The sequence below is a fragment of the Nocardia carnea NBRC 14403 genome (assembly GCF_000308515.1).
Taxonomy (GTDB): domain Bacteria; phylum Actinomycetota; class Actinomycetes; order Mycobacteriales; family Mycobacteriaceae; genus Nocardia; species Nocardia carnea.
This window is the reverse complement of record NZ_BAFV01000064.1, coordinates 1-14,036: the sequence shown is the minus strand read 5'-3', so window position 1 is coordinate 14,036 and position 14,036 is coordinate 1. Positions and strand designations below refer to the sequence as shown.

1 protein-coding gene is annotated in these 14,036 nt (G+C 67.0%); it reads left to right on the top strand.

The window, feature by feature from the left end:
* The coding region (locus ON22_RS22810) for a non-ribosomal peptide synthetase (protein WP_043740525.1) at window positions 1-14,036 on the top strand (14,036 nt) is incomplete at both ends.

Below are 14,036 nucleotides of genomic sequence, written 5' to 3'. Positions count from 1 at the left end.
AACATTCCGCTGGCGATCCGGTTGTCCGGTGAACTCGATATCGAGGCTCTGCGGGTCGCGGTCGCGGATCTGGTGGCGCGGCACGAGGTCCTGCGCACGGTGTATCCGGAGACCGAATCCGGTCCGGTGCAGGTTGTCCTGCCGGTCGGCCGGGCGGTACCGCAGCTCGAGGTGCGGACCGTGGCGGCCGGCGAAATCGTCACCGCCGTCTCGGAACTGGCCTCGTCCGGTTTCGATGTGACCACCGAGGTACCGCTTCGGGTAACACTTTTCGAGGTGAACGCGGCCGGCAATGCCGCGGATGCGGCCGAATACGTGCTCGCCATGGTGGTGCACCATATCGCCGCCGACGGCTCTTCGGTCGGCCCGCTGACCCGCGACCTGATGGCCGCGTACGTGGCCCGCACGGCCGGTGAGACCCCCGGCTGGGCACCGCTGCCGGTGCAGTACGCCGATTTCAGTATCTGGCAGCGCAACCTGCTGGGCGACGAATCCGATCCGGGATCGCTGGCGGCGAAGCAGCTCGGGTACTGGGAGACGGAGCTGGCCGGGATCCCGGAGCAGCTCGACCTGCCGGCCGATCGCCCGCGGCCCGCCGTGCAGTCCTATGTGGGCGGCCGGCTCGAGGTGCGGATCGACGCCGAGACACACGCCGGGCTGCTGGCCATCGGTCAGCAGCAGAATGCCACGTTGTTCATGGTGGTGCATTCGGCGCTGGCGGTGCTGCTGTCGCGGCTCTCGGGCACCGACGACATCACCATCGGTACCCCGGTGGCGGGTCGCGGCGAACAGGTACTCGACGATCTGATCGGTATGTTCGTGAACACGCTGGTGTTCCGGACCCGGCTCGATCGCGGTGAAGCGTTCACGGATCTGCTGGCACGGCAGCGCGAAATCGATATCGCCGCCTTCGCGAATGCCGACGTGCCGTTCGAACGTCTGGTGGAGGTGCTCAACCCCGTCCGCTCGCAGGCGCGGCATCCGCTGTTCCAGGTCGGCTTGACCTTCCAGAACATGGCGCGGTCCGCCCTCGAACTACCGGGTCTGACGGTCGCCGGTGTCGATATCGATATCGAGATCTCCCAGTTCGACCTGAATCTGATGGTCGGCGACAGCTACGACATCGCCGGAACCCCGGCGGGTATGGACGGTTATCTGACCTACGCCACGGACCTGTTCGACCGGGCGACAGCGCAGGAATTCGTGGACCGGTTCACCCGGTTGCTGGGTGAGATCGTCGCGAACGCGTCGGCGCCGGTGGGGGATCTGGAGATCCTGGCCCCGGTCGAGCGCGGTCGGGTGCTGGCGGAGTGGAACTCGACCGAGCATGCGCTGTCCGAGCGGTTGCTGCTGGACGGGTTCGAGCGGATGGCAGCGGCGAACCCGGATCGGGTGGCGGTGTCGTTCGAGGGGACAAGTCTGTCCTACGGCGAGTTCTCGGCTCGGGTGAACCGTTTGGCGCGGCATTTGGTCGCGCAGGGTGTGGGTCCGGAGTCGTTGGTCGGGTTGCTTGCCTCGCGGTCGGTGGATCTCGTTGTGGGTATGTATGCGGTGGTGGCGGCCGGTGGTGCGTATGTGCCGTTGGATCCGTCGCATCCGGCGGAGCGGATCGGTTACATCCTCGATACGGCGAACCCGGTGTGTCTGCTGTCGACCACTGCCGATGCGCAGGCTGTGGGAGTCGAACCGGCAGACGGGGGCACAGATGGCGCCGGTCGTGACGGTTCTGTTGCCGATGACGGTGTGGGCACACTCGCGGGTGTTCCGGTGTTGACGCTGGACACTCTCGATACAAGTGGTATCGACGCTGCGCCGCTGACCGATGCCGATCGGGTCGCGCCGGTGCGTGCGTCGAACACGGCGTATGTCATCTTCACCTCCGGTTCGACGGGGCGGCCGAAGGGTGTGGCGGTGCCGCATTCGGCGATCGCGAACCAGGTCGCGTGGATGCTGGCGGAGTATCCGATGGATACGGGCGACGTCTATCTGCAGAAGACCGCGACGACGTTCGACGTCTCACTGTGGGGCTACTTCCTCCCGTTGGCCGCGGGCGCTCACTTGGTGGTGGCAACTCCGGACGGTCACCGTGATCCCGAGTATCTGGCGCGGGTGATTGCCGAACAGCGGGTCACGGTCACCGACTTCGTGCCGTCCATGCTGACTGTCTTCGCGGCGCATACGGCGGCTGGGGCGGTGTCGAGTCTCGAGCATGTGTTCGTGATCGGTGAAGCGTTGCCGCCGGAGACGGTGACTGCGATGCATGCGGTCTCGGATGCTGCGGTGCATAACTTGTATGGTCCGACCGAGGCTGCGGTGTCGATCACCTATTGGAAGGCCACGGGTGAGGAAACCGCGAGTGTGCCGATCGGTGTGCCGCAGTGGAACTCGCGTGTGTATGTGCTCGATTCGCGGTTGCGTCCGGTGCCCGAGGGCGTCACGGGTGAGTTGTATCTTGCGGGTGATCAGTTGGCGCGCGGGTATGTGACGCGTCCGGATCTCAGCTCTGACCGGTTCGTGGCGAGCCCGTTCGACGCTGGTCAGCGGATGTATCGCACCGGCGACCTGGTGCGCTGGCAGCGGGTCGACGGCCAAAGCCAGCCGGTCCTGGAGTATTTGGGTCGTACGGATTTCCAGGTGAAGTTCCGTGGTCAGCGGATCGAGCTGGGGGAGATCGAGTCGGCGTTCCTGGCGCAGCCGCAGGTCAGTCAGGCCGCGGTGACGGTTTCCGCTTCCCAGTTGGGCGAGCAGCTGGTTGCGTATGTAGTGCCCGCCCCGGGGCAGGAGATCGTGCAGACCGCTCTGCTGGATGCTGTACGTGAGGTGCTGCCGACCTACATGGTTCCGGCGGCCGTCGTCGAACTCGATGCGTTCCCGTTGAATACGTCCGGCAAGCTGGATCGTAAGGCGTTGCCGGAACCCGAGTTCGAGACGCGTGAGTTCCGGGCCCCGTCGACTCCGATCGAGGAGATCGTCGCCGGGGTCTTCGCCGATGTCCTCGGAGTGCGCCGTATCGGTGCGGATGACGATTTCTTCACGTTGGGTGGTAACTCGCTGATCGCGACCCAGGTCGCCGCCCGTGTCGGGCAGGCGCTGGACGCGCAGGTGCCGGTGCGGCTGCTGTTCGAGGCATCGACGGTGACCTCGCTGGCCGCGCGGATCGAGGAGCAGGCCGGGGCCGGCGGACGTACCGCACTGGTCCCGCAGCAGCGTTCGAGCACGACGCTGCCGTCGGGTGAGGTCGTGGCGTCGGCGCCGTTGTCGTCGGCGCAGCAGCGGATGTGGTTCCTCAACCGCTTCGATCAGCAGTCGCTGGCGTACAACCTGCCGATGGCGATCCGGTTGTCCGGTGAGTTGGATGTGGCCGCCCTGCGCGCGGCGGTCGGCGATCTGGTGCGCCGGCACGAGGTGCTGCGCACGGTGTACCCGGAGACCGAATCGGGCCCCGTGCAGGTGGTGTTGCCCGCCGGTGACGCCGGGCCGGGCCTGCAGGTGCGGTCGGTGCCGGCCGCCGAGGTCATCGCCGCGGTATCGGAGCTGGCCTCGACCGGTTTCGATGTGACGGCCGAGGTGCCGTTGCGGGTGGCATTGTTCCGGGTGGACGGACCGGCCGATACCGCAGGCGTCGAAACAGGCGCCGTGCACGGGGAATTCGTACTGGCGATGGTGGTGCACCATATCGCCAGTGACGGTTCCTCGGTGGGGCCGCTCACCAGGGATCTGATGATCGCCTACGCGGCGCGCGCCGCCGGCGAGGCGCCGGGCTGGGCGCCGTTGCCGGTGCAGTACGCCGACTACAGCATCTGGCAGCGGGCGCTGCTCGGTGACGAATCCGATCCGGAATCGCTGGCGGCCGAGCAGCTCGGGTACTGGGAGTCGGCGCTGGCCGGGATCCCGGATCAGCTCGACCTGCCGATGGACCGGCCACGCCCGGCGGCGCAGTCGTTCGCCGGTGGCCGGGTGGAGATACGGCTGGATCCCGAACTCCATGCCGGTCTGCTGCGAGTGGCGCAGGAACAGGGCGCCACCTTGTTCATGGTGGTGCATTCGGCACTGGCAGTGCTGCTGTCGCGGCTGTCCGGCGCCGACGACATCACCATCGGCACCCCGATCGCGGGTCGCGGCGAACAGGCCCTCGACGATCTGATCGGTATGTTCGTCAACACGCTGGTGTTCCGGACCCGGCTCGATCGCGGCGAAGCGTTCACGGATCTGCTGGCGCGGCAGCGCGAAATCGATATCGCGGCCTACGCGCATGCGGATGTGCCGTTCGAGCGTCTGGTGGAGGTGCTGAACCCGGTTCGTTCGACCGCGCGTCATCCGCTGTTCCAGGTGGGGCTCACCTTCCAGAACATGGGGCCCGCCGGTCTGGCCCTGCCGGGCCTGACGGTATCGGCCGTGGACTTCGATACCGAGATGTCGCAGTTCGACCTGAACCTCATCGTCGGTGATTCCTATGACGAAACCGGCGAACCCCTGGGGTTGGACGGTTACCTGAACTACGCCACCGCACTGTTCGATCACGCGACGGTCGAGGGATTCGCCGACCGGCTGACCCGGCTGCTGCGCGGTATCGTCGCGAACCCGGCCGTGCCGGTCGGTGACCTCGAGATCCTCGCCACGGCCGAACGCACGCGGGTGCTCGAGCAGTGGAACGCCACCGGATACCCCTTCACCCCGCGACTGCTGCTGGAAGGATTCGAGCGCGCGGCCGCCGCTTTCCCGGATCGGGTGGCGGTGACGTACGAGGGGACGAGTCTGACCTACAGCGAGTTCTCCGGCCGGGTGAACCGGGTGGCGCGGTTGCTCGTTGCGCAGGGAGTCGGCCCGGAATCGCTGGTCGGGTTGCTGGTATCGCGGTCGCTGGACCTGGTGGTCGGTATGTACGCGGTGGTCGCGGCCGGTGGTGCGTACGTACCGCTGGATCCCGCGCATCCGGCCGAACGGATCGGCTACATCCTCGATACCGCGCAACCGGTCTGCCTGCTGTCGACTACTGCCGATGTGCGAGCGGTCCGCGGCGACGCGGGCACGGACCCGGCAGGCACCGGATCTGACGAGATCGCGGGTGTGCCCGTGCTCGCCTTGGACACTCTCGATACCAGCGGTTTCGCCGCCGCGCCGGTCACCGATGTGGATCGGCATGCGCCGATGCGGCCGTCGAATACCGCGTATGTGCTCTTCACATCGGGTTCGACGGGCCGCCCGAAGGGGGTGGCGGTATCGCATTCGGCGATCGCCAACCAGGTCGCGTGGATGCTGTCGCAGTATCCGATGGGTTCCGCGGACGTGTATCTGCAGAAGACCGCGACCACCTTCGACGTCTCACTGTGGGGATATTTCCTGCCGTTGGCCGCCGGCGCGCATTTGGTGGTGGCGACCCCGGACGGTCACCGCGACCCCGAGTATCTGGCGCAGGTCATCGCCGAGCAGCAGGTCACGATCACCGATTTCGTGCCGTCGATGCTGACGGTGTTCGCCACCCACACCGCGCCGGGGTCGATCCCGAGCCTGCGGCATGTCTTCGCGGTCGGGGAGGCGTTGCCGCCGGAAACCGTCACCGCGATGCACGCCGTCTCCGACGCCACGGTGCACAACCTCTACGGACCGACCGAGGCCGCCGTCTCGATCACCTATTGGCAGGCCACCGGTGACGAAACCGGCAGTGTGCCGATCGGTGTGCCGGAGTGGAACTCGCGGGTGTATGTGCTGGATTCGCGGTTGCGGCCGGTGCCCGAGGGGGTGACCGGCGAGCTGTATCTGGCCGGTGACCAGCTGGCCCGTGGATATGTGACCCGCCCGGATCTGAGTTCGGATCGGTTCGTGGCGAGCCCGTTCGACACCGGCCGGCGGATGTACCGCACGGGCGACCTGGTGCGTTGGCAGCGGGTCGATGGTCAACCGGCCCTGGAGTATTTGGGCCGCACCGATTTCCAGGTGAAGTTCCGCGGTCAGCGGATCGAACTCGGGGAGATCGAATCCGCGTTCCTCGCGCAGCCGCAGACCAGCCAGGTGGTGGTGACCGTCGCCGCGTCCCAGCTCGGTGAGCAGCTGGTGGCGTATGTCGTACCCGCCCCCGGGCAGCAGATCGAATCGGCCGCCCTGCTGGAGGCGGTACGCGAGGTCCTGCCGACCTACATGGTCCCGGCGGCTGTCGTCGAACTCGACGCATTCCCGCTCAATACCTCCGGGAAGCTGGATCGCAAGGCACTGCCGGAGCCGACCTTCGAAACCCGGGAATTCCGTGCCCCGTCGACCCCGATCGAAGAGATCGTCGCCGGCGTCTTCGCCGATGTGCTGCATGTGGAACGCGTGGGCGCGGATGACGATTTCTTCGCCCTCGGCGGTAACTCACTGATCGCGACGCAGGTGGCCGCACGCCTCGGCGCGGCCCTGGACACGACGGTCGCGGTCCGGCTGCTCTTCGAAACGTCCACCGTCACGGCCTTGGCCACCCGGATCCAGGAACAGACCGGATCCGGCGGCCGCCCGGCGCTGGTACCGCAGCCGCGCCCGAACCGGGAACTGCTGTCGGGCGATATCGTGGCGGCCGCGCCGTTGTCGCCGGCGCAGCAGCGGATGTGGTTCCTCAACCGCTTCGACGGCGCGTCGGCCGCCTACAACATTCCATTGGCGATCCGTTTGTCCGGCGAGCTGGATGTGGCGGCGCTGCGGGCCGCGGTCACGGATCTCGCGGCGCGCCACGAGGTGCTGCGGACGGTGTACCCGGAAACCGGGTCCGGCCCGGTGCAGGTGGTACTGCCGGTGGGGCAGGCCGCCCCGCGGCTCGAGGTGCGGTCGGTGGCCGCCGACGATGTCGTGGCAGCCGTTTCGGAATTGGCGGCGACCGGTTTCGATGTGACGGCCGAGGTGCCGTTGCGGGTGGCGCTGTTGCAGGTGACCGGCGCGACCGGCGCCCCCGACGAGTTCGTCCTCGTACTGGTGGTGCACCATATCGCGACCGACGGTTCGTCGATCGCTCCGCTGACCCGCGATGTGATGACCGCCTATGCGGCACGGTCCGCGGGCGAGGCGCCGGGCTGGTCGCCGCTGCCGGTGCAGTACGCCGATTTCAGTATCTGGCAACGGGACCTGCTGGGCGACGAATCCGATCCGGAATCGCTGGCGGCGAAGCAGCTCGGCTACTGGGAGTCGGCGCTGGCCGGGATTCCGGAGCAGCTGGACCTGCCGATGGACCGCCCGCGCCCGGCGGCGCAGTCGTTCACCGGTGGACGCGTGCCGGTCCATATCGATGCCGAGATCCACACCGGTCTGCAACAGTTGGCGCAGCAGCAGGGCGCGACCCTGTTCATGGTGGCGCATACCGCGTTCGCGGTACTGCTGTCGCGGCTGTCCGGCGTCGACGACATCACCATCGGCACACCCGTCGCCGGCCGCGGTGACCAGGCGCTCGACGATCTGATCGGTATGTTCGTCAACACCCTGGTGTTCCGGACCCGGTTCGACCGCGAAGAGACATTCACCGATCTCCTGGCACGGCAACGGCAGGTGGATATCGCGGCATTCGCGAACGCGGACGTGCCGTTCGAACGTCTGGTGGAGGTGCTGAACCCGACGCGTTCGCAGGCGCGGCATCCGCTGTTCCAGGTCGGCTTCACCTTCCAGAACCTCGGTCGCACCAGCCTGGAACTGCAAGGGCTGACAGTCTCCGGCGTCGATATCGATACCGAGATCTCCCAGTTCGACCTGAACCTCATCCTCGGCGACGCCTACAACGAAACCGGCGCGCCACAAGGTGTTTCCGGTTACATCACCTATGCGACCGCCTTGTTCGATCGCGCCACGGTGCAGGGTTTCGTCGACCGGTTCATCCGGTTGCTGGGTGAGATCGTCACGGATGCCGCGGTGCCGGTGGGTGACCTCGAAATCCTCGCCCCTGCCGAGCGCAGCCTGGTTCTGACGGAGTGGAACGCCACCGAACACGCGGTACCGCAGCGGTTGCTGCTGGACGGGTTCGAACGGGCGGTCGTCGCGAACCCGGATCGGGTGGCGGTGTCGTTCGAGGGGACAAGTCTGTCCTACGGCGAGTTCTCGGCTCGGGTGAACCGTTTGGCGCGGCATTTGGTCGCGCAGGGTGTGGGTCCGGAGTCGCTGGTCGGGTTGCTGGTTTCCCGGTCGGTGGACCTGGTTGTGGGTATGTATGCGGTGGTGGCGGCCGGTGGTGCGTATGTGCCGTTGGATCCGTCGCATCCGGCGGAGCGGATCGGTTACATCCTCGATACAGCGGCACCGGTCTGCCTGCTGTCGACGACTGCCGATGCACAAGCTGTCGGCGTCGGCGCGGCAGCCGGTGCGGGCGGTTTCGGTTCCGGCGGTGACAGTGTGGTCGCCGGAGACAGCCTGGGTGTGCTCGCGGGTGTGCCGGTGCTGGCGCTGGACATCCTCGATACCAGCGGTTTCGATGCCGCGCCCGTGACGGATGCCGATCGGCTCGCGCCGGTTCGGCCGTCGAATACCGCGTATGTGATTTTCACGTCGGGTTCGACGGGGCGCCCGAAGGGTGTGGCGGTGCCGCATTCGGCGATCGCGAATCAGGTCGCGTGGATGTTGGCGGAGTATCCGATGGACGCATCGGATGTGTACTTGCAGAAGACCGCTACTACCTTCGACGTCTCACTGTGGGGTTACTTCCTCCCGTTGGCCGCGGGCGCTCATTTGGTGGTGGCTACTCCGGATGGTCACCGTGATCCGGAGTATTTGGCTCGGGTGATTGCGGAGCAGCGGGTCACGGTCACCGATTTCGTGCCGTCGATGTTGACTGTGTTCGCGGCGCATACCACGGCTGGGGCGGTGTCGAGTCTCGAGCATGTGTTCGTGATCGGTGAAGCGTTGCCGCCGGAGACGGTGACTGCGATGCATGCGGTCTCGGATGCTGCGGTGCATAACTTGTATGGTCCGACCGAGGCTGCGGTGTCGATCACCTATTGGAAGGCCACGGGTGACGAGACCGGCAGTGTGCCGATCGGTGTGCCGCAGTGGAATTCCCGCGTGTATGTGTTGGATTCGCGGTTGCGTCCCGTGCCCGAGGGGGTCATCGGTGAGCTGTATCTCGCGGGTGATCAGCTCGCGCGCGGATACGTAACCCGGCCGGATCTGAGTTCTGACCGGTTTGTGGCGAGTCCGTTCGATCCGGGTGCGCGGATGTATCGCACGGGTGACTTGGTGCGTTGGCAGCGTGTCGATGGTGAACCGGTGTTGGAGTATTTGGGTCGTACGGATTTCCAGGTGAAGTTCCGTGGTCAGCGGATCGAGTTGGGGGAGATCGAGTCGGCGTTCCTGGCGCAATCGCAGGTCAGCCAGGCAGCGGTCGTAGTAGCGGCATCACAACTCGGTGAGCAGCTCGTCGCCTACGTCGTGCCCGCCCCGGGACAGCAGATCGTGCAGACCGCTCTGCTGGACGCGGTGCGTGAAGTTTTGCCGACCTATATGGTCCCGGCGGCCGTCGTCGAGTTGGACGAGTTCCCGTTGAATACGTCCGGCAAGCTGGATCGTAAGGCGTTGCCGGAGCCTACCTTCGAGACTCGTGAGTTCCGGGCGCCGTCGACTCCGATCGAGGAGATCGTTGCGGGCGTGTTCGCCGATGTGCTCGGTGTCGAGCGTATCGGCGCGGATGACGATTTCTTCGCGTTGGGTGGTAACTCGCTGATCGCGACCCAGGTCGCCGCCCGGGTCGGCCAGGCGCTGGATACGCAGGTCCCGGTCCGCATGCTGTTCGAGGCTTCCACGGTGTCCGCCTTGGCGGCCGCGGCGGAGACTGCCGGCGACCGTGCCGATCGGCCCGTGCTCGCCCCGCAGCCGCGACCCGATCGGGTGCCGTTGTCGCTGGCGCAGCAGCGCATGTGGTTCCTCAACCAGTTCGACCCCGACTCGGCGGCCTACAACATTCCCGTGGCGGTCCGCCTGACCGGCACCCTCGACGTGGCGGCGTTGCGCACGGCCGTCACCGATGTGGTTTCGCGGCACGAAACCCTGCGCACCGTCTACCCGTCCCACGACGGGCGGCCCTACCAGATGGTGCTGCCGGTGGCCCGGGCCGTGCCCGACCTGACGCCGATTCCGGTGGCGGCCGATGATCTGCGTGCCCGGATCACCGAGGCGGTCGCGGCCGGTTTCGATGTGACCACCGAAATCCCGTTGCGGGCGGCGCTGTTCCATCCGGCCGCCGATGAATACGTACTGGTTTTCGTGGTGCACCACATCAGCTCCGACGGCTGGTCGATGGGTCCGCTGACCCGTGATGTGATGACCGCCTACGCCGCTCGTTCCGCCGGTGCGGTACCTCAATGGGCGCCGTTGCCGGTTCAGTACGCGGACTACAGCATCTGGCAGCGGGCGGTGCTCGGCTCGGAGGACGATCCGGAGAGCCTGGTCAGCGCGCAGGCGCGTTACTGGCGCCGGGCGCTGGCCGGGTTGCCGGACGAACTGAATCTGCCCGGTGATCGCCCGCGGCCCAGCGTGCAATCGTTCGCCGGTGGCACCGTGCCCTTCCGGATCGATTCCGGGCTGCACCGGGGTGTGACCCGGCTGGCCGCCGAACACAACAGCACGGTGTTCATGGTCGTGCACGCGGCGCTGGCGTTGTTGCTGGCCCGATTGTCGGGCACCGACGATGTGGCGGTCGGCACCCCGATCGCGGGCCGCGGCGAGGCCGAACTCGACGATGTGGTCGGTATGTTCGTCAACACCCTGGTGCTGCGGTCGCATGTGCGCGGAGAGCTGAGTTTCTCCGAATTCCTCACAGCGACCAAGGAAGCCGATCTCCAGGCGTTCGCGCACGCCGATGTGCCGTTCGAACGGCTGGTGGAACTCGTCGAGGTCGAGCGTTCCACCGCCCGGCATCCGCTGTTCCAGGTCGCGCTGTCGTTCGACAATCTGCCGGCCGCCGGATTCGAACTGCCCGGGCTGCGGATCGCCGGGGTCGAATTCGATGCCGACACTGCGAAGTTCGATCTCTCGCTGCGGATCGTCGAAACGGAAGCAGGGATGGCGGCGGAATTCTCCTACGCCCGCGACCTCTTCGACGAGGAGACCGTGGGAGTTTTCGCCCGCCGCTTCGTACATCTGCTGGACGCCCTCGTCCGGGCGCCCGAAGCGCCGATCGGCGATCTGCCGATCATCGACGATTCCGAATACCGCCTGCTCACCCATATCCACGGCGACGAGGTGATGGCGACCGGGCTGCTGCCGGAGATCCTGCACCACGGTGTCCGGACGAATCCCGACGGTGTGGCGGTCCGGTACCGCGGCCGGTCGGTGACCTACCGGGAGCTGGACGCGGAATCCTCCCGGCTGGCCCGCGTGCTGATCGACCGCGGTGTCGGACCGGAAAGTATTGTGGCGCTGGCATTCCCGCGTTCTTACGAGATCGTGCTGGGGTTCTGGGCGGTCACCAAGGCCGGTGGCGCGCATCTGCCGGTGGATCCGAACTACCCGGCGGACCGGATGCGGCATATGCTCTCCGATTCCGGCGCCGTACTGGGTTTGACCAGCAGTGAGTTCGTCGACCGCCTGCCGGGCGATTCGACCTGGCTGCGGCTGGACGATCCGGCCGTGCAGGCCGAGATCGCGGCGAAGCCGGATCACCGGGTCACCGATGCCGAGCGGCTCGCGCCGCTGATGATGTGGCATCCCGCCTATGTCATCTACACCTCCGGCTCCACCGGCCTGCCGAAGGGCGTCGTGGTGACGCACGCGGGTATCGGGGGTCTCGCCGATGTGGCCGCCGATCTGTACCAGCTCGATTCGCGGCACCGGTTCCTGCATATCTGCTCACCGAGTTTCGACCCGTCGGTCCTGGAATGGGTGTGCACGGGCTATGTCGGCGCCACCCTGGTGGTGGTGCCCGGTGAGATCATCGGCGGACCCGACCTGGCCGAACTGCTGCGGTCGGAAGAAGTGACCCATATGGTCATCACTCCGGCGGTGCTCGGCACCATGGACCCGGCGAATCTGGATGCACTGCAGGTGGTGTCCGTCGGCGGTGATGTGACCACACCGGAACTGCTGGCCAAATGGGAGCCGGGGCACCGGTACTTCAACGGTTACGGTCCCACCGAGACCACGATCATTTCCTCGTACGCGCGGCTGTTCCCCGGCGAACACGTCACCATCGGCGATCCGGTGCACGGGATCTCGGCGCTGGTCCTGGACTCGCGGTTGAATCCGGTACCGCCGGGTGTGGCAGGTGAGCTGTACCTGTCCGGTGGTGCGCTGGCACGCGGTTACCACAACCGGTCGGGCCTGACCGCCGACCGGTTCGTGGCCAACCCGTTCAGTTTCGAAGGTTCGCGGATGTATCGCACCGGCGATGTCGTCCGGTGGTACGCGACACCCGGTGAGCGCGCCGGTAACGAGGCCTTGCCCACGGTGCGCTGGGAACTGGATTACGTCGGCCGGTCCGACTTCCAGGTGAAGATCCGCGGTTTCCGCGTCGAACTGGGGGAGATCGATACCGCCCTGGCCGCGCATCCGGATATCGACTACGCGGTGACCCTCGGCCGGGAAACCGCCGCGGGCGCGACGATTCTGGTGTCGTATGTGCTCCCGGTGCGGGGGCGCAGCGTGGATACCGCTGCGGTGACCGAATTCGTCTCCGCGGGACTGCCCGCCCATATGGTGCCGTCGGCGATCGTGGTCCTCGACGAGATACCGCTCACGCCGGTGGGCAAACTGGACCGTAAGGCGCTCCCGGAACCGGTGCTGGAGGCACAGAGCTACCGGGCCCCGGTGGGCGAGGCCGAAACCGTGATCGCCGAGGTGTTCGCCGATGTGCTCGGGGTCGAGCGGATCGGTGTCGACGATTCGTTCTTCGCCCTCGGCGGCGACAGTATTCTGTCGATCCAGCTGGTCTCCCGGGCCAAGGCCCGTGGTGTGGCGTTCAGTCCGCGCGATGTGTTCGAGCGGCGAACCGTGGCCGGGCTCGCCGAGATCGCGACGGTCGGCGCCGCCGCGGAACAGCGGCTGGCGGAACTGCCCGGCGGCGGAGTCGGCACCATGCCGCTGCTGCCGGTCATGTCCCAGATCCTGCACGACGGTGCGCCATATCAGCGGTTCACCCAGCCGATGATGCTGCGCCTACCGGTCGATATCGATCGGGAGACCCTGGTGGCGACCCTGTCCGCGGTATTCGATCACCACGATGTCCTGCGTTCCCGGCTGGTGCAGCCGGCCGCGGGTGCGCCGGAGTTCGAGGTTCTGGCCCCCGGCGCGATCGATATCGATGAGCTGGTGCACCGGGTGGACCTCGACGACGAGATCGGCGAGGCCGAACTCGCCCGCCTCGCCTCCGCCGAATTCGATGCCGCGCTGGGACGGCTGGATCCGGACGGGGCCGTGATGGCCCAATTCGTCTGGTTCGCCTTCCGCGGCGAACGTCGCGATGTGCTGCTGTTCGTGGCGCACCATTTCATCATCGACGGTGTATCGTGGCGGATGGTCATCCCGGATCTGGCACTGGCCTGGTCGCAGCTCGCGGCCGGGCAGGCGGTGGCCCTGCCGCCGGTCGGTACCTCGCTGCGCCGCTGGGCGCACGGGCTGGCCGAGGCCGCCGGCGATCCGGAACGCCGCGCCGAATTGCCGTATTGGCAGAAGACCGCCGCCACCCCGGACCCGCTGCTCGGCACCCGGGCTTTCGATCCGGCGATCGACACCAACGCGACCGTCGAACGGTTCGAGGTCTCGCTGCCCACCGAGGTCACCGAGGCGGTGCTGACCACTGTCGGCGCCCGCTACCACGGCGGCCCCAACGATGCCCTGCTGGCCGCGCTCGCGCTGGCCCTGGCACGGCTGCGCGGTGACGATCCGTCGGCGGCAGTGCTGGTCAAACTGGAAGGTCACGGCCGCGAAGAGACCGTGGTGCCGGGTGCCGATCTGTCCCGCACCGTCGGCTGGTTCACGGCCGTGCATCCGGTGCGGCTGGAGTTGCCGGGTATCGATGCGGACGAAGCCTTCGCGGGCGGTCCCGCCATGGGTGCGCTGGTGAAATCGGTGAAGGAACAACTGCTCGCGGTTCCGGACAA